A 26637-nucleotide genomic window follows, 5' to 3' on the forward strand; every position below is an offset into this window, starting at 1 on the left:
ATTCATACACCAGGTAAGTACAATGCCATTTAAACGTTTGTTACAACTTAGAAAACTTGCTCACCAATGAGAATAATTTTCACTCTCATAATTGGACATGGCGTGCGCTTTACCGGGCGGTTTAGCTTTAAATGTTATTCTCCCCATCCTTTCCAAGCCAACCAGTAAACAAGATGATCGTTACCTCCCCCCTGTGTAAAATAGGCGCCTATAAGTAGTGGGACATCATGATCCTGGAGGATATAAATGAAATTTTTAGTCACTGGCGCTGCTGGCTTCATCGGCTTCCATGTATGTAAACGCCTGCTGGAAGCTGGTCATGAGGTTGTCGGGATCGACAACATGAATGACTACTACGATGTGAGCCTCAAACAAGCCCGCCTGGATCTTCTGAAAACGCCTTTGTTCAGTTTTCACAAAATTGATCTCGCCGATCGGGTTAACATGGAGCAGCTTTTTTCTAGAGAGAAATTTAATCGCGTAATCCACCTTGCCGCGCAAGCCGGCGTACGCTACTCACTGGAAAACCCGCACGCTTATGCTGACGCCAACCTGATGGGGTTCCTGAATATCCTTGAGGGGTGTCGCCATACTAAAATCGAGCATCTGGTCTACGCGTCATCCAGTTCCGTTTATGGTTTAAATCGTAAGATGCCGTTCTCAACCGATGATTCGGTAGATCACCCAGTATCGCTTTACGCGGCAACCAAAAAAGCTAATGAATTGATGGCGCATACTTATGCGCATCTCTATGGAATTCCAACAACCGGTCTGCGGTTTTTTACCGTCTATGGCCCATGGGGACGTCCGGATATGGCATTATTCAAGTTCACAAAAGCCATGCTCGAAGGTCAAAGCATCGACGTATACAACTACGGAAAAATGAAAAGAGACTTCACCTATATTGACGATATAGTTGAAGCTGTTGTTCGTGTTCAGGATGTCATTCCGCAGCCAAATCCGGACTGGACGGTAGAAACCGGGTCTCCGGCCACCAGTTCTGCCCCCTATCGGGTCTATAACATTGGCAATAGCTCGCCGGTTGAACTAATGGACTACATCACCGCGCTTGAAGAAGCTATGGGTATGGAAGCTAAGAAAAACATGATGCCGATGCAGCCAGGCGATGTTCTGGAAACAAGCGCTGAAACTCAACCGCTGTATGATCTGGTTGGTTTCAGGCCGCAAACTACGGTCAAGCAAGGCGTGAAAAACTTCGTGGAGTGGTATAAAGACTACTACGCAATTTGATAATTTCTTATCTTCTGTTTTTACCGCAATCCACCGATTGCGGTATATTAACAGCCCATAGTGTAATCAGAGTAGTAGTTTCCTCAACGTTATATACTTCTAATTCGACAGGGATATCTTTCGATGTAGAATACAGAGATAGTCTCGTAAATGCCACGGTAGCATTAGTATTTTATTTCAGCACATAATGATGCTGCGTTTTTATCATCATAAAAATTAAGGCAGGTAATTTTGCAAACCACCTGCCGTTATTAGAATTTAATCGTTACCAAATAGGTCTCGCGTATACACTTTATCTTTCACATCCGCCAATTCTTCTGCCATGCGGTTAGAGATAATTACATCCGACTCCTGCTTAAAAACATCAAGGTCGCGAATAACACGCGAGTTAAAAAATTCATCTTCCTTCATCACTGGCTCGTAAATAATTACAGGTATACCTTTCGCTTTTATTCTTTTCATTATACCTTGAATAGAGGAAGCACGGAAATTATCAGAGCCGCTCTTCATAATTAACCGATACACACCAACAACCTTCGGATTTTTCGCCAGGATGGAGTCTGCAATAAAATCTTTCCGCGTGCGATTTGCATCAACAATTGCCGAAATAATATTATTGGGTACCGACTCATAATTCGCCAGCAACTGTTTGGTATCTTTCGGTAAGCAGTACCCACCATAGCCAAAAGAGGGATTGTTGTAATGATTACCAATTCGCGGATCCAGACATACACCCTCAATAATTTGTTTACTGTTTAGCCCCTGGCTTTCAGCGTAGCTGTCTAACTCATTAAAATAGGCAACACGTAGTGCTAAGTAAGTATTAGCAAAGAGCTTAATAGCTTCAGCTTCAGTTGAATCAGTAAAAAGGGTCGGAATGTCTTTCTTAATCGCACCTTCTTTCAATAGGTCTGCGAATCGCTCAGCACGAGCAGAACGCTCACCAATGACAATTCGCGATGGATATAAATTATCGTACAAAGCCCGTCCCTCGCGGAGAAACTCCGGCGAGAAAATGATATTTTCAATTCCAAGGCGCTCTTTTATGCCGCGAGTGAAACCAACTGGGACCGTTGATTTTATAACCATAACAGCTTTCGGATTGATAGCAGTCACATCACGGATGACAGCCTCAACAGAAGACGTATTGAAGTAATTTGTCTTGGGATCATAATCTGTCGGCGTAGCTATAATAACGTAATCAGCGTCATGATACGCATCGAGTTTGTCTGTTGTTGCACGAAAATTAAGCTTTTTTTCCGTTAAATATTGTTGGATCTCATTATCTGCTATAGGTGAAATTTTCTGGTTAAGCAAATCTACTTTGGCCTGAATGATATCCAAAGCGACCACTTCATGGTTCTGGGCAATCAGAACACCATTCGATAAACCAACATAGCCTGTACCGGAAATAGTAATTTTCATAGAGCAACACTTCTACAGTTAACGGGTGATGGCAAATCGCCACAGTAATGATGGATACTGCTGGCGTTTTACTCTTTGCGAATAGTGAAGTCAAGACGGGGACGGGTCTTAAAAGTCCCCTTCATGTGAGCATACAGATTGAAGCGTAGTATCGATACGGGTTTCAGAGATGCAAAAAACAAACTATTTTACACTCTTTCTGTTTCGAACTTCACAGTTTCACTCAAGAACGATGGAAGTACCCCGCGACTTGCATAATATCTTTTTCGCTCAGCGTACCCGAATCTCCAAGCAACGTAATCCAGGCCTTAATATAAGTGTATTTAGCTTCTGCTAAATCTCGCTGTGCAGCATAGAGTTGCTGCTCCGCATTAAGCACATCAACGTTCACCCTCTGCCCGGCGAGCACACTTTGCCGTGTAGCCTCTACCTGCGTCGTCGCAGATTTTACAGCCAATTCATAGGCCCTGAGCTTAGCCTGGCTACTAATACACTGATTAAACTGTTTACGAAGGTCGTTCATAATCGAACCGACCTGGGCGTCCAGTTCATACTTAGCCTGCCCATAACGCGCCGCAGCCTGCCTCGTCGAGGCTGCAACTCCCCCGCCAGAATAAATTGGCATTGATACCTGAACCCCAACACTGTCGGTTCGATATTTCTGATTTACCGTATTGTCGCTGCTTGAATCATTTTCCGAGTGTGATGCATATAGCTGAACTTGTGGCATAAAACCAGCCCGGTTGCGTTCAACATCATAACGCGCGGCATCCACACCATGACGTGATGAAGCTAGTTGTGGATTTCGTTCCATGGCTAGTTTTTGCCAATCATCGAATGCTGTAAAACGTAGCGGTGAGACCTGGAATTTACCCTGCCGTAACGTCTGCAATGCATCTAACTGATCGAGAGGAATTCCGATGATGACTTCAAGCTCCCGCTGAGCTGAGTCTAAGACATCTCGAGCCTCGATGACCTGAGCTTCAGCAAGACTATACCGTGCCTGAGTCTCAGCAACGTCCGTCACAGTGCCCTCACCAGCGGACATCAGGCGATCATTCAACGCAAGTTGTTCTTTATAGGCTGCCTTTTGCGCCTCAGCTAGTGCAATTTGATCTTTGGCGTATGCAACACTGACGTAAGCCGAAATGACCCGGACTGCAAGATCGAGGTATTTACTGCGATATTTTTCGTCAGCCATCAAACTTTGTGCGACTCCGGTTTTATATTTCGCATAAGCCTCATAATCAAATAGAGGTTGCGTTAGGGTCACGGAACCCGCATAACTGCGGTACTGCTGCCGTTTAGTCACATCGCTAACATTGCCAAAAATATCACTCGTCTGATATTTTTGAGTCTGCCAATTACGTGGCGCATTCTGATAATTGAGAGAGACTTTTGGTAATAACCCTGCTCGTCCAATATTTTTTGCTTCATCCCCGGCTTCCTTTTCTTTAATCGCCGCCTGAAATGTCGGGTCTTTTTCCAGCGCTAGCGAATAGGCGTCCAGAATGCCCAATGCATACACCGGTGAGGATACCACCCACACTATCGAACTAAGGGTGAGATTAATCATCTTCCTTTTCATGAAAATCACGATTATTCCTCGGTCAATGAAGTACGCGCACGATCCAAAATTGGTTTAAACAGATAACTTAACAGCGAACGGGACCCCGTCCTTACGAACACCTCAACTGGCATCCCTGGTTTGATTTCCTCACCCTGGAGCATTTTGATTCCTTCCGGAGTGACCGTTACCTGCATCTGATAATAAGCTTCCCCATTTGCTTTATCGATTAAACGGTCGGCAGAAACAAGCGTCACCGTACCAGGTATTTTAGGCGTCCTGTTTTGGTTAAAAGCAGTAAACATAAGCTCAACGGGGAGCCCGGTATATACTTTATCGATTAGTTGTACTTTCAATTGAGCATCAACAACCAGCGCAGCTTCACTGGGTACCACATCCATAAGGTGATCTCCAGCCCCCACCACGCCGCCTTGGGTAAATATATTCAGTCCAACAACGGTACCATCAACTGGCGAAATAATTTCGGTATTCCTTAGCTCAAAATTAGCCATATCCAGTTTGTTTTTATAATCATTTACATCCATTTGCGTTTGCGCTAACTGCGTTCTCACTTCACGCTGATAGTCCGCATACCGCTGGTCGATACGCTGCTGCGACTCCAACAGTTGCTTTTGTAGCTGTCCGATCCTGCCTATCGTCTCATCGATGCTGCTACTGATCTCTGCAAACTGACGTTGAGCCTCCAGATAACGGTTCCTCGGCAAATACCCTTCCGCAGAAAGCTGTTTCATACTTGTCATCTGCTCACGGATGCTGTTTAGTTGAATCTGTTTGTTCGCCCGGGAATCCTGTAATCCCTTGAGCTGGAAACGGATACCGTCAATTGACTGCCTAAAACCATCGACTTCACTACGTAATGCCTGTCGGCGAGAAATAAAAAGCTGTTGCTGCAAGGCAATTATTTCCGCTGCACGAGGCTTATCTTTGATAGCATTGAAAACGTCAGAGAATTTAATTGCATCCAGATTATCTCTTTCAGCTAACAAACGCCCCTCTGTTGCCAGTGTTGTGTAATATTGGATCTTCAGGGAGTCCACCTGCGCCTGTGCCTGCACCTGGCTCATTTGAACCAGTACCTGCCCGGCCTTGACCTTATCCCCTTCTTTAACCGCGATATTGCTGATAATACCACTGGTTGGAGATTGAATAGTTTTACGGTTTCCTGAAACAGTTACCGACCCTTGAGAGGCAACGCCTTTATCCAGAGGAGCGAAAGCTGCCCATAGCAGGAAACCGCATAAACCAATCGCGATCACCAACCAACCAAAACGCGTATATTTCCGCTCATCAGTAGAATCTGATGGCACATCGCCACTAAAAGACTGATTCATTTGAGAAGACATATTCCCCCCTTTAACAACAGATAGTTGCAGCTTTTATCTGGCAAGCCGTTATTTAGTTTATTTGTGTTTTAGGGGTAACCCCGTTGCCGTCATGCGATTCACTATTAACTGCATGCATTGCCTGTTGCTGTGCTGCCTGAGTCCTCTGAGCATTATTCAAAGCCTGAAGTACCTGCTGGGTGGTACCAAATGCGTTAACCTTACCATTGACTAACAATAACAACTTACTGGTCATTGAAAGCAAGTTAGTTCGATGCGTAATCAGTACCACCGTTTTTTGCCGCTCCCGAAGAAAGGCAATAGCCTTATTTAGGGCTAATTCGCCAGCGTCATCCAGATTAGAATTCGGTTCATCAAGAACAATCAACGAGGGATCGCCATATAAGGCCCTTGCAAGACCAATTCGTTGCTTTTGACCTCCAGAAAGTCCGCTCCCGCCGTTGCCAATCACTGAGTCATAGCCATGTGGGAAACGTAAAATCAGTTCGTGTACCCCTGCCAGTTTCGCGGCAGCAATCACTTTCTCAGCATCGACGTCATTAAATCTCGCTATGTTCTCCGCTATGGTTCCAGCGAACAATTCAATGTCTTGAGGTAAATAGCCAATATGCGGCCCCAGTTCATCTTTATTCCACTGATAAATATCAGCGCCATCCAACCGAACAATTCCTTCACTTACCGGCCAAATCCCAACTAATAATCGTGCCAGGGTCGATTTTCCGGATGCACTAGGGCCAATAATGCCAAGCACATCACCCGCCTGTAAATTAAATGACACAGTGTGCAATACCGGTTCACCCTGTGCGCCCGGCGGTTTCGCCGATACATTTTCTACGCTCAGTACCCCTTCAGGTTTCGGCAGAGACATCCCGGTGCCACGGGGTGGGTTACTATCCAGTAATTTAACCAACCGGCGATAAGATAGTTTTGCCGAGCTCCAGCTTTTCCAGACGTTAATCACTTGTTCTATCGGAGCAAGCGTCCTCCCCATCAAAATAGAACCGGCGATCATCATTCCAGGAGTAATATGACCATCGATAGCCAGCCAGCCCCCCAGCCCGAGCACCAAAGATTGCAAGGAAAGACGCACAAATTTCGTAATAGAATTGATACGGGAAGCTCGTTCACTCGCGACTCGCTGACTGTTCAGAAATCGTTGATGTAAACTAAACCATCGTCCCTTGATATTTGGCAACATTCCTAATGCTTCTATAACTTCCGCATTGCGCAAGTTAGTACTGGCAAGACTTCCTGATTGCAACGCAAGCTTACTCGCTTCAGCCAATGGTTCTTTTGATACTATTTCATTCACCACGGCCAGCGCTATCAATATTAATGAGCCAATTAATGCAAACAACCCTAACCAGGGATTAAACAGAAAAATGACCAACAAATAGATCGGGAACCAGGGCGCATCAAAAAAAGCAAAAAGCGCGCTGCCGGTCAAAAACTGACGCATATTAGTAAGATCGTTAAGCATTTGCCCGGCATCAGCAGATTTATTTTTGAGATTATCTTCGTATGCTGCGGTATAAACACGTGTATTTAAACGCATATCTAGCTGCGCGCCAATCCGTATGACCACCATGCTACGGACATACTCCAGCAATGCCATCATACCAAACATGGCCAGCATGATAAGGGTTAGCATCAGCAGAGTGATTTCATTACCAGAGGGTAGCACCCGGTCATAAACCTGGAGCATATAAATCGAAGGTACTAACATTAAGATATTAATGAATGCGGTAAAAACACCGACTGTCCAGAATATTTTACTGCGAGTGCGTATTACGTCCGCAATTTCATTGCGCGGTAAATAGTGCTCCACTGCTTTTTCCCTTATTTTTGTGTACCTTCAGCCACACCTCTACCGACAGTAGAGCAATCAGATCCCAACAACTCAGGCTGGAGATATTTATAATATATAGATAGGAAAACACTAAAATATCAAGCTACCAAAAAAATATTTTTTCATAATCCATGCAAAAATTAATGTTAATAAAAATACGACAAAGATCACAATAAAAAGGGGGAAGAGCATCCTCCCCCCTTTTTTTATAAAACAGCCATCACATCACGCTACTCAAGCGTAGTGCAAAGTATCAACCAACTGCTGATGGGTTTGCCCGTTGAGATACACTACTGTATCGTTCGCATCCAGAGTATGGTTGTTGTTGTTATCAACAATCAGGTAGTTACTAGCCTCGTGGGAGTTATCAGTCCAGACAACCGACGCGACACCCACCTTAGCAGTGAGATCACCGTTACCACCGATACCAAGGATTTGCCCTAACAGACCGACAACGCCGCCAACCACACCACCAACCAATGTACCTAACAACGCGTCAACAACATCAGTCGTACGTACACCATAATCAGCTACCTGGGTATGCGTGGCATCATTGTTAATAGTCAGACCTGAAGCAGTGTCAAAAATGCTATCTTTACCGCTATTAAAATCTGAAATGGTCACACCAGAGTTGACGGTGCTTGCTTTCAATTGGTAAAGGTTCGCACCGTCACCACCTGAAACAATGGTGTTACCGAGAACCTTAAAGGTATCCGCAACGCTAGTTCCTTGAACCGATAAGTTATGCCCACCACCTAACCCCAACAGATTAATAATCGTTGTTGTCACACCAGCAGCAGGAAGAATAGTCAGAAGTTGATAAAGGATTCCTTTACCAGTTCCCCCCACATTAGCATCCAGATTCAATCCTGCGGAATTTGCCGAAGCATTAATAGTCTCCAGGTTGCCGTAACCTGTGCCTACCGTCAGATTAAGCAAATGATCGCCGGTGACATTGATAGTTTGTAGTTGGCTACCGGTTCCCGCCAAGCTGATGGCGTTAGCGAAACTACCGGTACCACCCGAGCCGACATTCAGGGTTGTCAACGCAGTGGCGCCACTGCTGTTTAGGGCCAGCGAGCCTGCGTTGATATCGCTATTACTGGTTGCGGTGAAGTTAACATTGAAATGATCGGTGATACCTGGACGGAACGTAATATCGACACTACTTGCCGCAGTCGCGTTACCTGTGACTTCAAGTTGCGCGGAATTGCCACCTGCCGCATTAATCACATGGACATTACTTGCCAGGCCCGATAACACAAATCCCTGCGAGCCGACTGTTGAAGTTCCGGCCTGGGTGATATTTGTCCCAAGAGTACCAGTCAAACTCGATTCGGTGGTTGCATTACCCGTTAATACGCCAAAGTCAAATGTATGGGCCTGAGCGGTAGAACTTGCACTAACAGTTGCCTGCCCTACATAGCCAGCAAGATCCAGCTTTTCGAAATTACTGAACTGCGAAGAGTTGGAAGTGATAACTGCAGTTCGGGTAACAATATTCCCACCCATAACGACATTTTTCGTAATAAAGTTAGCCGAAATGGTATCAATCCCAGCTCCACCATCAGCGGTGACAGATGTGCTCACCGTATTTGCCCCGCCAGTAGAGTTACCGGCCCACTTCAGCGTATCGTTACCCGTTCCGAGGTTAAACTTAGCCGTGGCGGTGGTCATATTAACAAGGTTACTAACAAGAACATCATCAGCGCCGGAACTGGCATTGAGGATCACGCTACCGTTGTTAACAACGATGTCTACCCCAGGGTTCACCCCATTATCGGACAGGTTAACAGTGGCTGCGCTTGAACCATTAATTTCTAGATTTGCCAAATGATCGGCGAATTTGAGGTTAACGGTGCTCGCCACGTTAGCATTGAGTTGCGCGTTAGTCAGAACCGCAGTTTCAGCATTAGTGAGCTGATGGCTAGCATTGGTATTGACTGTACCAGTGGCGTTGCCGCCTGTAGCGCTGGCGCTGAGGACAGCGCTAGTTTTATAAAGTAACCCGGTACCAATCTGATATTCAAAGGCATGCTGATTGGTTACAGTGGCCACATCTGTAGCCGTAGAACCGCGTAAATCGTTGATAATTGCCTGGGTAATGGTTGCCTTATTGGTGCCGAGAGCGCTGTATTGCGCTAAAACCGCTGCACTAGGGGCGACGCCGTAAATTCCCTGATAAACATGCGTGATAAAGGCATCGCCAGTTAAATTAGAACCTTTGCTTTGAAACTCAGAAGAAGCAATTAATTTTGTCAGTAATGAACTATATGTATTACCACCGGTGGCAAGATAATTAGTCCAGTCGCCAAGCCCGCCCATGTCAACTGAACGTCCCACTAAAGAAATGTACGCAGCTTCGACTTGCTCCTTACTACTTAGAGCGACGCTCCATGTATTCCAGTTCGCTGAGCCATAGTCTTTGTACATGACTTTATTCAGCGCATTATCAAAGCTATTTTGTGCCGTTAGCGTCGCAGAATCGAATCCTGTATAATTCAGAACACCATTAATTACATTATTAAGAGCCGCGTTTAAATTTGAGCCTGTTAAAAAAGTTTGGGCGACACTATCTGCTGGGGTACTTCCCCAAATGGACGCATAGACAAGTTTAACTATCTCAAGATCGGTTTTGCCAGAATACAAAGTCTGACCCGCTGTGGATGCTAACAGGTTAGAAATATATTGTTCTTGGCTAATCGCCCCCGTACGAAACTGGCCTGCTACGGCATCATAGGTGGAAGCCGTCGTATAGGTGTTTTTCCCAAGAATTGCAAATTGTATAGCTGCAACTGCTTTTTGTGTGAGTAGCACTTGAGTAACCATTTAAGAATCCTCAAAATTTCGTATCAGGAGCAATCCAGGCCCAGAGTTATTGGGAGTTCATTGGAAGCGTTTGCATCAGCATAGATGCACCTTCCCCTTAATAAGAAAAGTCTAAAAAAATCACACCGTCAACACGCTAGAATAAAAAAATAAATTACGAATAGTTTCCATAAGTTATGCAGGTATGAATTAAAATCTCACTGCCTCACTCCCCACTAAATTCAGTAGGTAAAAAGACAAAAAGATAAACGTGTATTAGCAACGGCAGATACCATTACATAAAACAAGGATATTATAGATATTGATAGAATAACGGAAATTTTAAGGGTACCGTCAAAAGCAGGTGTGGTAAAAGTAAAAAAAGGGGCAGGATTAGCAAATGCTGGCAGTTTGAGGTCAAAGCAAGTGGAGTTAACAATAAATGTTAATTAGCTAAAACAATTAACATTATCATGAGTAAAATAAATTGGTTGGCAGTTAATTAAGTTCGATACGAACCATAGTGTATAATTAATAAATTTTAGCAATAAGTATATTCAGCTTTTCAGCAGAACATTCCCATGAATACCTCTCTACATTAGACTTACCATTATCAATCAACAGGTTGCGTTCGTCAGCGTTATTATTTAATTTAATGATCGCTTTGATAAGCTCATATTTTGAGTCTGGGTCAAAGTACAACACACTATCCCCCAAAGTCTCTTGAAGAGACGCTCTATTTGAGGAAATAACCGGACAAGAGCATGACTGGGCTTCCAGTGGAGGTATACCGAACCCTTCATAATATGATGGAAAAATAAAAGCCTTTGCGCCTCTGTATAAAGCAATTAATTCTTCATCAGGTACACGCCCCAAAAAATCTATTCTTGGGTCATCAGTTTTGATATTTACACAATTAAATACCGTGTTCCTGTCACCTATTATCTTCAAATTTATATTTAAATCTGCAGATAGTACAGTTTCAATAAGACCATGAATATTTTTATGATGATTAACCGAAGACACGGTCAAAAAGTAATCACCTCCACATATTTCATTGTCCCTAACCATACTATCATCTGGTTTAAAAAAAACATTACTTACAGCATTCGGGATAATGTGAATTTTACTCGCATCACAATTATAATAATTTAATAGCTCACTTTTCGAAAAATCACTGACAGTCACTATTAATTTTGAATTCTTTAGTAAAACAGGAGTGAACAATGAGTATAACAGCCTGAAACCGAATGAAAAACTTTCAGGATAACGTATATAAGTAATATCATGTTGCGTTACAATCTGCCTTTTGAAAAACAAAGGGCCACTATTGCATAAATTGACTAGCACGCAATCTTTTTGTTTTTTTAGAAAAAGCGGTAATGTAAATTGTTCCCAAAAATGACCTCTCCCCCCCTTGATTTCTTTAATACTAAAATTTGAAATGTTATAGCTTTTATCAATGGCTGACATATCAGGCACCAATACCACAACATCATGTCTCAATTTTGATAACCTAAGACTCATTTCATAAGCAAATCGCTGCACACCGGTAAGTTTTTGAGTAAGAAAACGACCATTAACATAAATCATTAGCGACCTACTTGAGGTTTATTATTATAAGAAACTTATTATGACAGGATTATAAATTTAAAAAAACCATTTTCGAAGAAAATGTAATAACTGATTAGTCATAGGTAAAAAAAAAGCCCTGTAAAAACAGGGCTTAGAAAGTAAAACTTTACTGGCTTAGTTAATCCATTCAGTATGGAACACACCGTCTTTGTCAATGCGCTTATAAGTATGTGCGCCGAAGTAATCACGCTGAGCCTGAATTAGATTTGCTGGCAATACTGCAGAGCGATAACTGTCATAATAAGCGATGGCGGCTGAGAATGTCGGAACAGGGATACCATTTTGCACCGCATAAGCTACAACATCACGTAATGCCTGCTGATAATCATCAGCAATCTGTTTGAAGTAAGGAGCTAATAACAGATTAGCAATTTTTGCATCCTGATTATATGCATCGGTGATCTTCTGGAGGAACTGAGCGCGGATGATGCACCCTGCACGGAAAATTTTAGCAATTTCTCCGTAGTTAAGATCCCAATGATACTCATTCGAGGCTGCTCGCAACTGAGAAAAACCTTGAGCATAAGAAACGATCTTACCTAAATATAATGCTCTACGGACTTTCTCAACAAATGCTGTTTTATCACCGGCAAGTTTAGCTTGTGGGCCCGTCAATACTTTAGACGCTGCAACACGCTGCTCTTTAAGGGACGAGATATAGCGAGCGAAAACTGATTCCGTAATAAGGGACAATGGTTCACCTAAATCAAGAGAGCTCTGGCTTGTCCACTTACCAGTGCCTTTATTCGCGGCCTCGTCAAGAATGACATCAACCAAATAGTTACCTGCCTCATCTTTCTTGGTGAAGATATCTTTTGTAATATCAATGAGATAACTACTTAATTCACCTTCATTCCATTTGGTGAAAGTTTCCGCCAATTCCTGGTTGGAAAGATTTAAACCACCCTTCAACAATGCATAGGCTTCAGCGATTAGTTGCATATCGCCGTATTCGATACCATTGTGAACCATCTTAACATAATGGCCCGCGCCATCAGCCCCGATGTAGGTTACGCAAGGCTCACCGTCTTCCGCTACAGCCGCAATTTGTTTAAGAATTGGCGCAACCAGTTCATAAGCTTCTTTTTGACCACCAGGCATAATTGAAGGGCCTTTCAATGCCCCTTCTTCTCCGCCGGATACACCTGTCCCGATAAAGTTGAACCCTTCAGCAGAGAGTTCGCGATTACGGCGGATAGTATCCTGGAAGAATGTATTACCCCCATCAATTATGATGTCACCTTTTTCCAGGTATGGCTTCAACGATTCAATTGCACTATCAGTGCCGGCACCGGCTTTAACCATCAACAGGATACGTCGAGGGGTTTCCAGAGATTCAACAAACTCTTTCACTGTGAAATAAGGGACTAATTTTTTGCCTGGATTTTCAGCAATAACTTCTTCAGTCTTTTCACGGGAGCGGTTGAAAACAGAGACGGTATAGCCACGACTTTCGATGTTGAGCGCAAGGTTTCGGCCCATCACCGCCATACCAACAACCCCTATCTGTTGCTTGGACATTACTTACTCCTGTCTGGTGTGGTCACTGCGACACGTTCGCAGTTTAAATGTGATGTTTATATTAGCTCAAAGCCTGTATGACGTATAGTGTAAAAATGTTAACAAATGAAGAATAAAAAACATAACCCATTGAAAATTATGGAGTTCCAATCTTACATACAGCACCATTAACGCAATAAAAGCCAACCGATATGAAATTGTTTAGTTTTTCTGCATTTATTAATAATTGATTTTTTTAGTTTCAATAAACTCCGAATATTTAGAATTAACGTATTCAGCAATTTCCTGATTAAAGCGCTCGGTAGAAAATTTTAACGCATGCGCGCGGCAATCATTTGGAAGAATTTGATCTTGCATCGTTTCAAACTTTTGCACAGCATCAATGACTGAAGCTACATCCTGTTTGTCAAAAAGGATACCTGTTGGATTATCTACACCAAATGGTCTTACTGTTTCAAGTGAACCACCTTTTCCAAACGCAATTACAGGCGTCCCACAAGACTGTGCTTCAACTGGAGTAATTCCAAAATCTTCTTCTGCAGCAAAAACAAATGCTTTAGCATTCCTCATATGCTCTTGCATGACCTCATTTGATTGATAACCCAGAATTTCAATGTTAGCCGTGGCTTTAGACTTTATCTTTTGCATCTCCGGGCCATCACCAACGACGACGAGTTTACGATCTGGCATGTGACTGAAAGCCTCAACAATCAGATCAATACGCTTATAAGGGACAAGCCGTGATGCTGTAAAGAAATAATCTTCTTTATCTTCATTCAGGAGGAAGCGATTGACGTCAACAGGCGGATAAATGACATCAGCTTCACGCCCATAAACTTTTTTAATCCGGCGCGCGATGAAATGAGAGTTAGCAATGAAATGATCAACGCCATTTGCAGTTCGATAATCCCACATACGCATTTTATGCAGAATCAATTTTGCAATCATTCCCTTTAAGCCATGATCTAAACCTGCTTCTCGAAGATACTGATGCTGAAGATCCCAAGCATATCTTATAGGGGAATGAACATAACTAATATGGAGTTGATCAGGACCAGTTAAAACCCCTTTAGCAACAGCATGGCTGCTTGAAAGAATGACATCGTGCTTTGATACATCAAGTTGCTCAATTGCTATTGGCATCAAAGGAAGATATGTTTGATATTTTTTCTTCGCTTTCGGTAGGCGTTGAATGAATGTTGTGGTTATTTCTTTATTCTGAAAGTGTTTTTTATTTTCAGAGGAGAGAAAATCCACAACAGAATACAAGTGCGATTCTGGATAGGATTTAATAAGTTCAGCTACAACTTTTTCTGAACCAGCATAAGTTATAAACCAATCAGCAACAATACCAACATTTAAATCGCGCATAAAAACCCATCGTATATTTATAATTCAACATGCAAAATATATAAGGTGCTTCATAATTGCAAAGCACCTTTAGGAATTTAAATTTAAGCCCTTAATAATGCCAAAATCTCTGCAGTTTTGTTTTCCATTAAAGTAACATCACCTCTGGACTCTACATTTAGGCGAACTACAGGCTCAGTGTTAGAACTACGTAGATTGAAGCGCCATTCCGCAAACTCAAGGCTTATACCATCAGTATGGTTGATATCAAGGGCTTCCCCCTGATAGCGTTCAAGAACCCGTTTGATCGCAGACTGTGGATCGCTAAGGGAGCTGTTGATTTCTCCAGAAGCTGGGTAAGCTTGCATCCGCGTATTAACTAATTGGTTCAGCGTTTTATCTTTGATACATAGCAACTCGGCAACAAGGAGCCATGGGATCATCCCGCTATCGCAATAGGCAAAATCGCGGAAATAATGGTGAGCACTCATTTCGCCACCGTATATCGCATCTTCTGCGCGCATACGTTCTTTAATGAAAGCATGACCTGTTTTGGACATCACGGGAATGCCGCCCGCTTTATTTACAATATCAATTGTATTCCAGCTTAAACGCGGATCATGAATAATACGAGATCCTGGATTCTTTTCAAGGAATGCATCAGCCAAAAGACCAACAATATAGTATCCTTCAATAAAGTTACCCATATTATCGAATAGGAAGCATCGATCGAAATCACCATCAAATGCAATCCCCATATCAGCTTTATTCTTTATGACAGCGTCAGTGGTATCTTTTCTGCACTCAGGTAATAATGGATTAGGTATACCATTTGGAAAGGTACCATCAGGTTCATGATGCACCTTTATAAATTCAACAGGAACATTCTGTTTTATAAATCGCTTCTCAAGGGCATCAATAACGTGGCCAGCTGCGCCGTTTCCAGAATTAACAACTAATTTTAGCGTTCTATTAATATTATTAAGATTAATATAGCTCAATAATTTATCAATATATGCATCTAATACTGAAATCGATTGATAAGTACCTTTAGGCTGTGATGAGTTTATAGCAAAATTATTCTCTTCGGCCAGACGCTGGATCTCCCTTAGCCCAGTATCACCACTGATTGGCTTTGAGTTTTCACGCACGAGTTTCATGCCATTATAATCAATTGGGTTATGACTGGCTGTTACTTCCACTCCCCCATCAACACCGAGATAGGATGTAGCAAAGTAGATCTCCTCTGTACCTGATAATCCGATGTCAAAAACATCAGTACCAGCGTCCTGTAATCCTTTGGCAAGGGAAAGTTTAAGGGATTCACTAGTTAGTCTAACATCGCCTCCAACAACCATTTTTTTAGGCTTAAGATACTCACCATAGGCACGACCAATACGATATGCGATGTCCTCCGTAAGTTCAGAGCCTAATTTGCCGCGAATGTCATACGCTTTAAAGCAGGTTAATAATTCCATCATTTTCCCCAATTAATCAAATTCCATAATGATCTTTTAGACGAACAATATCATCTTCACCTAAATATGAACCAGACTGAATCTCAAGGATTTCAAGAGCTATTTTTCCTGGATTTTCCAGCATATGAGTCGAACCTGCAGGAATAAATGTTGACTGGTTTTCAGTAAGTAAAAACTCACGATCGTTTAAGGTAATCTTCGCTGTTCCTGATAATATAATCCAGTGCTCGGCACGGTGATGATGCATTTGTAATGAAAACTTACCGCCCGGTTTAACTGTGACTTTGTTAATATGATATTTAGTTGTATTAACAACTTTATCACTATGCCCCCAAGGGCTATAGGATTCGCGGTGGATTCTATACTCACGGCGCGAAGTCATTTTAAGATGTTCAACTACGCGTTTAACGTCCTGCACTTGGGATTTATCAATAACGAGCACAGCATCTTTGGTACTAACTACTACCAGATTATTAACCCCAACCGCAGCTACAAGTTGTTCTTCGCTGTTTATATAACAATTAGAAGAATCATGGACAAAAACATCCCCTGATAGTGAATTCCCTTTACCATCCTTGTCGTTAACTTCCCACAATGCGGACCATGAACCCACATCATTCCAACCAGCATCCAATGGTACCACAGATGCAGACTGCGTTTTTTCCATCACTGCATAATCAACTGACTCATCAGGACAAGCAGAGAAAGCATCTTTGTCAACACGAATAAAGTCACGTAAAGAATCGGTATGCACAGTCTGCATTGCCTGTTTACATGAACTGAGAATATCTGGACGAAACTCATCCAACTCTTGTAGAAAGCGACTTGCTCGAAACATGAACATGCCGCTATTCCAGTAATATTCACCGCTGTCTAGATATTCCTGTGCTGTAGGCAAATTGGGTTTTTCAACGAAACGTTTTACATCATAAGCTACATGATCATCAAAATGTTCTTCGCTACCCCGCTGGATATAACCATAACCCGTTTCGGGACCAGTAGGCACAATCCCAAATGTTACAAGCTTTCCTTGATTTGCATAAACTACAGCACTGTTGATTGCAGCTTGAAAAGCTTCATTATTCTCAATAACGTGGTCTGCAGCCAAAACAAGGAGCAATGGGTCATCATCATGTGCAACTGCGTGTAACGCGGCAAGAGCTATAGCTGGAGCCGTATTACGCCCAATTGGTTCAAGAATAATATTATTAGAGAGCTTCTCGATTTGACGTAGTTGTTCAGCGACTAAAAAACGATGTTGTTCGTTACAAATTACAATAGGTTCTTTAGTCTCTAAACCATTAAGGCGAGTAATAGTCTCCTGAAGCATCGATAGCTCGCCGTGTAAACGTAAAAACTGTTTCGGATATAGCTCTCGCGACATCGGCCATAAACGACTTCCAGTACCTCCAGCCATTATCACTGGGAGAATCATGACTTAACCTCATTTAGTATATTAACAGTTCGATATAGAGACATTAAGAATTACATTAAACAACAAAACTTTTGCATTTATCAGCTAATTCATTAGCATATTGTTCATGCAAAGTTTTATTTTTAATAATGGTATTCATTCCAATTTTCTTACCATCAAATTCAAAATTAGCAGTCGCATTGGCGTTCATATCGACGTCAATTCTATTAAAGAAGTCAAACAATCCATCGAAACGGCAGTTATCAACTTTATTTTTAAAGCCACCATTTACAAAAATAACTGGAGTCCCCATAGCCAGGCACGGAAGAGCTGTATGGATCCTGGATGTTACAACCAGTTTTGCATTAGCTAATTTCCTCAGAAATTCATCAGCTAATTTAAAACCTTCATCCGCAGAAAGGTACGGGATGATCTGTTTTTCATATTTAGCATGCTTTAGTAATTCACTATCAAAAAACTGATTAAGGACTTTACTTCTATGATTAAATTCAAATGCACGACCATTTAGTAAGCGCTTACCAAAACGTAACGGTTGGCTAATTAACTCTGGTAATGACATTGAGTCATACATTACATCAATAAAATAAACATCATCCGTTACATTATCTCGTTTATATTTATTCCCCAAAGTAAGGGTCATGCAACCTGAATAATATGCATCAATTCCTTTTGAAATAAGCAAGTCACGTGTGTAAAAATCACGGCAACCTATAGGTGCATGCTTTTTAAAATGCTCGATACTCGCAGGTGTGAAAATTTTGTCTACAATAGTAGAGTTAATATGGATTGATACATATAAAGGAGTTATATCTTCAGATGGTGGAAAGTTTTCTGGTATATCCATGTACCACGCATTCATGATCATTTTTACTTTATTACCACTATAAGTATTCATATGATCTCGTGGTATATACTCATTCACGCAAGGTAAAAACTGGCGTGCTGCTGTACTTTGTACATAATCACCCAGATTGATCCAGTTTCTTTTGACATAGATGTCACTTTCGTATGTCAGGACGCCATATTGAGTATTGTTTACTTGCATGTTATTTCCTACCTAATTTTTTCTTTATTAAAGATATTAAATATTTTCTTTCTGAACTAATTAGCACCAAATAGAAAAAGAGTATAGTCACTGCAATTGTGTTTAAGGATATTAGAAGCAGTAATCCTAAAAAACCTACAGGAAGAACGGTGTTGATATAAAATGAAATTGCAAATGATATTAAAGAAACAGATAATAATCGCGGAAAAATATTAAGAAAAAATATTTTACTATTTAATCCTGTTACCTTTTCCACATACAGAACCCTGAATATAAGCATTGCAACTGCACAAAGTATACGACTCGAAACCGCCACGACCAATGCAAACCCTAATGAGTAAAGAGCATATGTAACTACTAAAGTTAAAAGCATTATCAATGATGCTATTAATTGATAGTTACGCAATTTCCCCACTGCATATGCTACTGTAACGAAAGGTCCTGAAAGAGAATCAACGATGACATACAGTATGACAATTCTTACCAACACCACCAAATGTTCTGGAACTTGTTTCAACCATAGGTTAATAACAAAAGGCGCATCTACAAAAGCAGGTACCGCTGCAATCAGTACGATAAAGCCAGTCAACTTACATGATAAAGACAGAAGAGAGGAAACCTCTTCATGATTTCCAGTTGAATGCTGCTTTATCAGTTGAGGATTAAATGCGGTTTGCAAAGTACCTATGACACGGTTAAATGCAATCAATACCTGCTCCGCTAACCAAACAGAACCATTCGCCACTACACCTACAAAGAAATATGTCAGCAGAGCGATACCTTGAGAAAGCCCAACTAAACTCAATGAGCCCATCATGGACCAACTCGAGAAGGTTAATATTTCTTTAAGCAGTTCTTTATTTTCTTTGAAACTCACCTTTACAGTGCATATATCTATTTTTCTAATACAGTTAACAAAATAGACAAAATACACTGAAATATATCCAAAAAGCAAGAACGCAGCATACCATATCAATTTCGAGTCGAAATCAAATAAGGTAAATAAATACACCATCCCCCAACGCTGAATGGCATCAAATATCCCTATTTTGGCAAACAAATCCATTTTTTCAGTAGCGATTAAAGCTGCGATAAATGGTGTTTGCATTATCTGAACGAGGAGAGATACGACAGATAGTTGATACACCCAAAATATTTCTGTCATACGCTCAACAGGAACTCTTAATTTATAGATTAAGAACCATAAGCCAATTGTTTCAGCGAGGAATAAAACAGCACCGCATATTATAAAATGGACCAATATACTTGTCGAAAATACTCTTTTAGTCCAGGAAAAATCCCTTCTACCTAAACCAACTGACAAGAACCTTTGAGTTGCCAAAGCCGACACGTTTTGAATGAACGAAAATAAAACGATAATACTGCCAATGACACTGTAAAGCCCAAAGTCATAAACCCCAAGCGCATTTAAAACCAAGCGTGAGGTATAAAAAGTTGCAAACATTATCAGTAGCATCCTGCCATAAAGCATGAATGTGTTCTTTGCAACTATTTTTTTATTTGTAGCGTATTTTTCACTCATTTTTACCAACATTATCGTCAACACAGAAAAGTTAATTCTTGTTTTACGATTTCTATACTCTTAATTACTTGTTAGATACTTATTAACAAGTTCAGCGGTAGCACTCCACGAATATTTACCGACCTGTTTAGAGCCTTTTCTAATAAGTTGGGTTTTAAGGTCAATATCAGAATGTAATTTAGATATTGCTGTTGCTATTTGCTGTATATTCTCAGGGTCGACCACCAGTGCTGCATCGCCAGCGACCTCTCCGAGGGAGGTTGTTTTGGAAGTAATAACGGGCACACCACTGGCCATTGCCTCAATGACCGGAAGACCAAAACCTTCATAGAAGGAGACAAAAATCAGTCCTTCTGCACCACGGTATAACTCAGGTAATTCTTCGGTGTTAACGAATCCAGTAAATACAACTCTATCAGTAAGTTCATTGATTTCAATGAGAGTCGCTAACTCATCTGTTTTCTTCCCAGTAAAAACAAGTTTTACGCTTTTAGGGATATCTGCTCTGGCAAAGGCCTGAATCGTTCCAACCTCATTCTTATGGCTTTTTCTGTTGCTGACACATAAATAATAAGGATAGCCAAACTCTTTCTTTTTTCCATCAGGTCTGAAATCGTTGGATACTCCATTACCTACATTTACAACCTTTTCAGCAGGAACTCCGGACCATTGAATGATTTTTTGTCGCGAAAACTCGGAAACAGTAAAAATATACTTAGCTTTTTGACACCCTCTTTTTATGACAACCTTATAAAATATTTTTTTTAACAAGCTTGAGTTTTCAGGACGTTCCAAATGATTCAAATCATGGATTGTAAATACATATGGTACCCTGGCAAATAACGGAGGAATATAACCTGGAAAAAAAACAATACCATCACGCATCTTCAACATCTTTAATGATGTTTTTATGCAATCAACAGGGCTGAATGGTTTGCCAGTGAAACCCGCACTTTTAAAATTTGTTATTTTATTAATTTCTTCAGCAAATGTTCCGATTCCGCCTGAACCTGACCATCGGTCATCAATTAGAATGTTTTTCATATATTCCTTGATACATTTCAGTGGTTATTTATTATTGTCTGGATCTTATTAGCTAACGCTGTAGCTTCAGAGTTACGACTTCCCGGCTCATATAAATTTGCGGGAGGAAGAAAATCAATCATACCATCACGTGCAGGTGCAATAATCGGGATATTGGCTTGGTTTGCTTCTAGCATCAAAAGCGGCACACCTTCAAATCGAGATGGCAAGGTAATAAGATCAACATCCTTGCTATACTCCCATACATTTTGCTGCCAACCATAATAATTTACTCTAACATTATTATTAGATCGTCTTGTTAAAGTTTTCAATTTCTCAAGATCAGGCCCATCTCCAATAACGTTAACTACTATTTCTTTAGAGGTCGAAACAGAATTTAACGCCTGGAATAAAATATCTTGCCCTTTTTGTCTAAATGAAACTCGCCCTGCCATTAAGATAGTAAACTTATTATCATCTTTCTTATAAATATACCCCTTACCTCTAATGTATTCTTTTGGTAACTTAGATGAAAAATTATGTAATACTCTTACTTTGGCTCGTTTGTTTTTGAGGGAAATTTGCTCTGCAAAAACTTTGCTAATCGTAATATAATTCTCGCAGTTCTTGTAAACAAAATTTGCTAAAAAGTCTTTTAACCACCCTAACTTGCTACCCATCAAACGAAAACTATGCGCATAAGGTATATAGCTAACTAAGTTTTGAACTCCCGCGGCCTTCGAAGTATTCACAAATACAGAGCCTAATTCAATATCACCTTGCACAATGATAATAGCTTTATGTTTTTCCTTCAGGGATACTAGTAGTTCTTCAGCTTTTTTCCGAAAAGGATAATTAAAAATAGAATGAAGTATTTCAAATTTCTTATGGAGTACTTCATGATTCTCATATGAAATATTATGCTCAGTGAGTATTTTTTTTAACGCTATATTATCTGAAGGGACAAAGCATGCAAATTTAAACCCTTTATTTCTAAATTTATTTAAATGAGCAATCGTCATCAATTCATGACCGCCAACGATTGCTGCAGTAAATACGACAGCGATTACTTCTTTTCTATTCATAGATAGTCCATGGAAAATGCAGTTCGCATACCACTCATTTGTAAATAATTAAAAAACCATTTAACCTATAAGTAATATGCAAAACTGTTTTTATTTTTCACCTTTTAGATGATTTAATATGCGCCATCTTTTTTTAATACAACACCTACAGTTTTAAAAAGGATAGCTATATCGTTCCACATAGACCAGTTTTTAACGTACCATGCATCCAAATAGACACGAGTATCATAATCAACGTCACTCCTGCCACTCACTTGCCATAGTCCAGTCATTCCAGGTTTACTAAGTAAATAATAATCGACTTCTTCGTTATATCTTTCTAACTCTGCGGTAATAATAGGCCGTGGACCAACCAGACTCATCTCCCCTTTTAAAACATTAAACAATTGAGGGAGTTCATCAAGACTTGTGCTACGTAAAAATTGGCCAATTTTGGTGATTCTTGGATCATCTTTCAATTTAAACGTCGCCTCCCATTCAGCTCGAGCTTCCGGATCGCTCGCCAATAAGTTATCCAAGACTTCTTTTGAATTAACCACCATAGATCTAAACTTGAGGCATTTGAAGGATTTACCATCTTTACCTACGCGCTCGTGACCGTAAATAGCAGGGCCACCATCCTTTTTTACTTTATTATATATATATAGTAAAAGAGGAGATAAAATTAAAATAATACCTAGAGAGCCAAAAATATCAAAACCTCGCTTAATTACCCGTGAAGATAATTTTGCCAAGTTTTGTTGTACTCTGAATATCATAACCTCATGACTAAATATGAAAGACATATCCGTGCTGTCTAATGGTACACCTCGTAGAGTTGGTATTACCGAGACAAAACGATACCCTTTGATCATAAACTCGCGAAGCCAGTTATTTCGGATTTCACTTTGATTTGATTCGACTGCAACAATGAACTGCGTACGCTTATCAATGCTAGCTAGCCAATTTTTATTGGCATCTAGCACTACTGTTTTATTAGTATGTTCAACAGTTTTCGTTTCACCATCGCAAGAAATAAAACCAATGACGTCTAGACCAAGATTTCGTTCACTATTTATTGCGTTGTAGGCATCGATAGCGTTTTTACCATTTCCCACTATCCACGTATCTCGTAACCAAAGGCCCATTCGATTCAACAGCCATTTAGTAAACATCCTGGTTAATGGTAGCAAAATAGCTGCAATTACCCATGTTAAAAGCCATACATACCGTGAAAAATACCATTTTGCAAATGCTATCACAGCAATTTCAATAACAGCAAATATTACCAAAGTACGGAGAATTTCTTTTAACTCAAACCAAAAAGTTTTACGATAAAAATAATGCCGCAGACGAATTCCGTACCAACTAATGCAACAAATACCTAAAAGCCAATGTAAAGCAACCCACCCTTCAATTTGCTCAGTAGGAACTCTTTCGTCAAAATGACTCATTGTAAGCGAAAGAATTCCCAGAGATAAATATAGAGATATTACAAAGCTTAAAAAATCAGATACCGCTAAGGATACACTGCACCCAACATTTCTAGCAAAACGGGTCATGATTCCCTCTGCTTATACCACGATTAACATGGAGAAAGTTACTATGGAATAGAATACGGACTCTATAAATAGAGTCCGTTTTGTTTTAATCTTTCAAATTTTAACTTTTTTCTTTATCTGAATACGAATAACCGTAATAACTATAGCCATAGCCATAATAGCTACTTGCTTTTTTAACGACTCCGTTCAAAATAGCGCCCTTAACATCAATGCCACTTTGCTCAAAACGTCTTACACTAACTGCAATTTCTTTGACAGTATTTGATTCAAATCTTGCTACCAGTAATGTTGTTCCTGCATAACGACCAATAATTGCAGCATCGGTGACAGCTAAAATAGGAGGAGTATCTATGACGACCAGGTCATAATTAGATGAAGCCCACTTAAGTAAATCTGAGAATCTCGAATGCATTAGTAGCTCGGCAGGATTTGGTGGAACTTGACCACGTCCAATATAGTCAAATGCTCCACTGGTGACCTTCTCGATTGTACTTTCAACAGAACTTTGGCCAGAAAGTATATCTGATAATCCTTTTGTCTGTTTGTGGCCGAGCATCTTATGCACATAACCTTTTCTGAGGTCAGCATCTATAAATAGAACTTTCTTCCCAGTCAGAGCAATGATCGCAGCCAAGTTAGTACTTATAAATGTCTTACCAGCATTTGGGCTTGCTCCGGAAATCATCAGTATATTATTTTCGGCTTCCATCATCGCAAAATGTAAGCTCGTCCGAAGACTCCTTATCGCTTCTACCGCAAGGTCTGCAGGGTTCTCTACAGCCAGCAGTCTATCCGATTGATTTTTGTTTCGTATATTGTTCTTCGCAGAATGTTTAGTTAACCATTCAGATACTGGAACGCTCGCATAAACGCTTACTCCCAGCTCCTCTAACTGTTCTGGAGACTCAATACCACGACGCAGGAATACTTGTACAAAGACCATAGCTATTGACATGATAAAACCAAGTACAATGCCAGCTAATATTACAATTATTTTTTTAGGTTTAACGGGTTTCGGATCGGTTACAGCATCATCAATGATTCTGACGTTACCAATTGCGCTTGATTTGGCAATATTCAACTCTTGCTGACGGTTGAGTAATTGCATATATACAGCCCGACCAGATTCAACATCCCTACTAAGGCGCAACACTTCTTGTTGAGTCGAGGGCATTCCACTCACACGTTTATTTAGCTTATTTTTTTCATCTTGAAGTGTTTTCCTTTTCTCCATCAGCGCTTTGTAAGTAGGATGTTCTTTTGTATAAAGTTGAGAAATTTCTGCTTCACGAAATGTTAATTCGTTCAATTGATTATCAACGTTAACAATCTGATCCAGAACGGATTTTGCCTCCATGGTAAGGTCAACAGAGTCTTTTTGTTGTCTATATTGATTCAACTTATTTTCAGCTGAATCTAAATCTCCACGTACCAATGGCAATTGATTATTAAGGAATTCCAGGCTTTTAGCATCCTGCGCGGCTTGACGCGCAACGTTTTGAGCCAGATAATTTTGACTGATACTGTTTAACACTCGCGAAATGAAATCAGGGTCTTCACCGGTCAAAGTTAAGTTAAGCATTCCCGTATCTTTGCCCTGATCTAAAGCGCTAAATGATTCCTGCAGATTCGTGATTGCTTTCAGTCGAGAATAATATTTAACCTCAAATTGCGTTCCAGGTTTTGCATCAATCGATTTTATATCGAGAGCAATACCTTTCTCATCCAGTGGAATACCAACGGTTCCCTGTAAAACGGTACCTTCAAAATCGACAGTATAATGTTTATCATCTTTTACTGTTACCAAGATCTCAGGTACTTTTCCCCCAGCATCTTTCGGCAAATAAAGACGATTAATCTCCAGGCTACCTTCTTTCTCACCTAATAGTCTAGCAAACCCCTTGCCTAATAGAGGGAAATGTGTCTGTTCAACAAGAGCTTGAAGATTAAGATCATCGACAGTCTTTCCTAAAATCATACGTGACTGCAGTAATGCTATCTCTGGCGCAGATTGAGGTTGACTATCCGGCAACATTTGGCTGAGGCTATCTATTAATGCGTTACCCTGCTTTTGTTCAACCTGTATTAATGCATTAGCTTCATAAATTGGGGTGGCAAACAGAGCATATAAAACTGCTATAACTGTAAAGCCAGTGGTTATAGAAATAATGAGTTTGCGATGATCAATTAATTCACCGAACAAACGGCCAAAATCAATCTCATTATTTTCTTGAGGTGTTACTTTTTTATCAATTACCGATGTCATGCGGTTTTTCCCGATATTATTGCCCTAACTTCTCAGCCCAAGAACGACAACTTAAGTCAATCAGCTGATAAACTGATTCGAATGCTTCATCGCTCTTCCTGTAAGGGTCTGGTATCTCTTTACCTGATAGCCAATGTCCAAGAAGCATTGTTTTACCCCTAACTTCTGGAGCAATTCGACTGACTTGTTCCAAATGAACTTGCTCCATTACTAAGAGCAAATCATATTGGCGCCCAAGACTTGCGCTAAATTGCTTACCTTCATGCCCTTCCAAAGAAAGACCATGACTTTCAGCAATTCGTATCGCTGAGGGATCTGCAGGATGACCGATTAAGGCACCAACGCCCGCTGAGTCTATTTTCTTAGTCGGTAATGCCTTACGTAACAATCGCTCTCCAATCGGAGAGCGGCAAATATTACCTGTACAAATAACTAATATTGAGTCAAACAT

General features: G+C 40.7%; 18 protein-coding genes. 1 reads left to right on the top strand and 17 read right to left on the bottom strand.

Annotated elements, in window-relative coordinates; all coding sequences use genetic code 11:
* The first annotated feature begins 246 nt into the window (after nucleotides 1-246).
* Nucleotides 247-1251 (top strand): NAD-dependent epimerase, encoded by a 1005-nt coding sequence (locus tag PGR79_RS04385; RefSeq protein WP_087860463.1) that lies wholly within the window; start codon nucleotides 247-249, stop codon nucleotides 1249-1251.
* A 258-nt stretch (nucleotides 1252-1509) separates the two neighbouring features.
* On the opposite strand, the gene ugd is transcribed toward PGR79_RS04385, so the two are convergent.
* The 17 genes from ugd to PGR79_RS04470 all read right to left on the bottom strand — a co-directional run bounded on the left by ugd (nucleotide 1510) and on the right by PGR79_RS04470 (nucleotide 26637).
* Nucleotides 1510-2676, bottom strand: a complete 1167-nt coding sequence (gene ugd, locus PGR79_RS04390) for a UDP-glucose 6-dehydrogenase (RefSeq protein WP_113373500.1) — start codon at nucleotides 2674-2676, stop codon at nucleotides 1510-1512.
* Nucleotides 2677-2899: 223 nt separating this feature from the next.
* Nucleotides 2900-4252: a TolC family outer membrane protein gene (locus tag PGR79_RS04395; RefSeq protein WP_228302325.1), complete on the bottom strand. Its 1353-nt coding sequence runs from the start codon at nucleotides 4250-4252 to the stop codon at nucleotides 2900-2902.
* Between the two features lie 23 nt (nucleotides 4253-4275).
* Nucleotides 4276-5607, bottom strand: coding sequence for an HlyD family type I secretion periplasmic adaptor subunit (locus PGR79_RS04400; protein WP_430921119.1), 1332 nt, complete (start codon nucleotides 5605-5607; stop codon nucleotides 4276-4278).
* Between the two features lie 52 nt (nucleotides 5608-5659).
* Nucleotides 5660-7435, bottom strand: coding sequence for a type I secretion system permease/ATPase (locus tag PGR79_RS04405; protein ID WP_087860460.1), 1776 nt, complete (start codon nucleotides 7433-7435; stop codon nucleotides 5660-5662).
* Nucleotides 7436-7690: 255 nt separating this feature from the next.
* The gene (locus PGR79_RS04410) at nucleotides 7691-10285 is read right to left on the bottom strand and encodes a beta strand repeat-containing protein (RefSeq protein WP_113373499.1); all 2595 of its coding nucleotides are present in this window, start codon (nucleotides 10283-10285) and stop codon (nucleotides 7691-7693) included.
* 510 nt (nucleotides 10286-10795) lie between these two features.
* Nucleotides 10796-11857: a glycosyltransferase family 4 protein gene (locus tag PGR79_RS04415; RefSeq protein ID WP_430921121.1), complete on the bottom strand. Its 1062-nt coding sequence runs from the start codon at nucleotides 11855-11857 to the stop codon at nucleotides 10796-10798.
* A gap of 156 nt (nucleotides 11858-12013) precedes the next feature.
* Nucleotides 12014-13420 (bottom strand): NADP-dependent phosphogluconate dehydrogenase, encoded by a 1407-nt coding sequence (gene gndA, locus PGR79_RS04420; protein ID WP_113373497.1) that lies wholly within the window; start codon nucleotides 13418-13420, stop codon nucleotides 12014-12016.
* 219 nt (nucleotides 13421-13639) lie between these two features.
* Nucleotides 13640-14791: a glycosyltransferase family 4 protein gene (locus PGR79_RS04425; protein ID WP_113373496.1), complete on the bottom strand. Its 1152-nt coding sequence runs from the start codon at nucleotides 14789-14791 to the stop codon at nucleotides 13640-13642.
* Nucleotides 14792-14874: 83 nt separating this feature from the next.
* On the bottom strand, nucleotides 14875-16248 hold the full coding sequence (cpsG, locus tag PGR79_RS04430; RefSeq protein WP_113373699.1) for a phosphomannomutase CpsG: 1374 nt from the start codon (nucleotides 16246-16248) through the stop codon (nucleotides 14875-14877).
* Nucleotides 16249-16264: 16 nt separating this feature from the next.
* Nucleotides 16265-17683 carry a mannose-1-phosphate guanylyltransferase/mannose-6-phosphate isomerase gene (locus tag PGR79_RS04435; protein WP_113373495.1) on the bottom strand — a complete coding sequence of 473 codons (1419 nt, stop codon included), beginning with the start codon at nucleotides 17681-17683 and terminating at the stop codon, nucleotides 16265-16267.
* Between the two features lie 55 nt (nucleotides 17684-17738).
* Nucleotides 17739-18728, bottom strand: coding sequence for a polysaccharide pyruvyl transferase family protein (locus tag PGR79_RS04440; RefSeq protein WP_049047040.1), 990 nt, complete (start codon nucleotides 18726-18728; stop codon nucleotides 17739-17741).
* A gap of 1 nt (nucleotide 18729) precedes the next feature.
* Nucleotides 18730-20271 (bottom strand): hypothetical protein, encoded by a 1542-nt coding sequence (locus PGR79_RS04445; RefSeq protein ID WP_113373698.1) that lies wholly within the window; start codon nucleotides 20269-20271, stop codon nucleotides 18730-18732.
* A gap of 60 nt (nucleotides 20272-20331) precedes the next feature.
* A complete protein-coding gene (locus tag PGR79_RS04450) occupies nucleotides 20332-21315 on the bottom strand; it encodes a glycosyltransferase family 4 protein (protein WP_113373494.1) in 984 nt (327 codons plus the stop codon).
* Between the two features lie 17 nt (nucleotides 21316-21332).
* Nucleotides 21333-22379, bottom strand: coding sequence for a glycosyltransferase (locus PGR79_RS04455; protein WP_113373493.1), 1047 nt, complete (start codon nucleotides 22377-22379; stop codon nucleotides 21333-21335).
* Between the two features lie 113 nt (nucleotides 22380-22492).
* The gene (gene wbaP / locus PGR79_RS04460; protein ID WP_430921125.1) at nucleotides 22493-23920 is read right to left on the bottom strand and encodes an undecaprenyl-phosphate galactose phosphotransferase WbaP; all 1428 of its coding nucleotides are present in this window, start codon (nucleotides 23918-23920) and stop codon (nucleotides 22493-22495) included.
* A 100-nt stretch (nucleotides 23921-24020) separates the two neighbouring features.
* Complete coding sequence (locus tag PGR79_RS04465; RefSeq protein WP_113373491.1) at nucleotides 24021-26186, bottom strand: polysaccharide biosynthesis tyrosine autokinase; 2166 nt, start codon at nucleotides 26184-26186, stop codon at nucleotides 24021-24023.
* 16 nt (nucleotides 26187-26202) lie between these two features.
* Nucleotides 26203-26637 carry a protein tyrosine phosphatase gene (locus PGR79_RS04470; RefSeq protein ID WP_072047967.1) on the bottom strand — a complete coding sequence of 145 codons (435 nt, stop codon included), beginning with the start codon at nucleotides 26635-26637 and terminating at the stop codon, nucleotides 26203-26205.

The organism is Klebsiella sp. 141161 (assembly GCF_050600815.1).
GTDB lineage: Bacteria > Pseudomonadota > Gammaproteobacteria > Enterobacterales > Enterobacteriaceae > Klebsiella > Klebsiella aerogenes.

What these genes read in the sequence shown, in the direction of transcription:
- PGR79_RS04385 (WP_087860463.1), top strand. Translation starts at nt 247, where the DNA reads ATGAAATTTTTAGTCACTGGCGCTGCTGGCTTCATCGGCTTCCATGTA.
- ugd (WP_113373500.1), bottom strand. Translation starts at nt 2,676, where the DNA reads ATGAAAATTACTATTTCCGGTACAGGCTATGTTGGTTTATCGAATGGT.
- PGR79_RS04395 (WP_228302325.1), bottom strand. Translation starts at nt 4,252, where the DNA reads ATGATTAATCTCACCCTTAGTTCGATAGTGTGGGTGGTATCCTCACCG.
- PGR79_RS04400 (WP_430921119.1), bottom strand. Translation starts at nt 5,607, where the DNA reads ATGTCTTCTCAAATGAATCAGTCTTTTAGTGGCGATGTGCCATCAGAT.
- PGR79_RS04410 (WP_113373499.1), bottom strand. Translation starts at nt 10,285, where the DNA reads ATGGTTACTCAAGTGCTACTCACACAAAAAGCAGTTGCAGCTATACAA.
- PGR79_RS04415 (WP_430921121.1), bottom strand. Translation starts at nt 11,857, where the DNA reads ATGATTTATGTTAATGGTCGTTTTCTTACTCAAAAACTTACCGGTGTG.
- gndA (WP_113373497.1), bottom strand. Translation starts at nt 13,420, where the DNA reads ATGTCCAAGCAACAGATAGGGGTTGTTGGTATGGCGGTGATGGGCCGA.
- PGR79_RS04425 (WP_113373496.1), bottom strand. Translation starts at nt 14,791, where the DNA reads ATGCGCGATTTAAATGTTGGTATTGTTGCTGATTGGTTTATAACTTAT.
- cpsG (WP_113373699.1), bottom strand. Translation starts at nt 16,248, where the DNA reads ATGGAATTATTAACCTGCTTTAAAGCGTATGACATTCGCGGCAAATTA.
- PGR79_RS04435 (WP_113373495.1), bottom strand. Translation starts at nt 17,683, where the DNA reads ATGATTCTCCCAGTGATAATGGCTGGAGGTACTGGAAGTCGTTTATGG.
- PGR79_RS04440 (WP_049047040.1), bottom strand. Translation starts at nt 18,728, where the DNA reads ATGCAAGTAAACAATACTCAATATGGCGTCCTGACATACGAAAGTGAC.
- PGR79_RS04445 (WP_113373698.1), bottom strand. Translation starts at nt 20,271, where the DNA reads ATGAGTGAAAAATACGCTACAAATAAAAAAATAGTTGCAAAGAACACA.
- PGR79_RS04450 (WP_113373494.1), bottom strand. Translation starts at nt 21,315, where the DNA reads ATGAAAAACATTCTAATTGATGACCGATGGTCAGGTTCAGGCGGAATC.
- PGR79_RS04455 (WP_113373493.1), bottom strand. Translation starts at nt 22,379, where the DNA reads ATGAATAGAAAAGAAGTAATCGCTGTCGTATTTACTGCAGCAATCGTT.
- wbaP (WP_430921125.1), bottom strand. Translation starts at nt 23,920, where the DNA reads ATGACCCGTTTTGCTAGAAATGTTGGGTGCAGTGTATCCTTAGCGGTA.
- PGR79_RS04465 (WP_113373491.1), bottom strand. Translation starts at nt 26,186, where the DNA reads ATGACATCGGTAATTGATAAAAAAGTAACACCTCAAGAAAATAATGAG.
- PGR79_RS04470 (WP_072047967.1), bottom strand. Translation starts at nt 26,637, where the DNA reads ATGTTTGACTCAATATTAGTTATTTGTACAGGTAATATTTGCCGCTCT.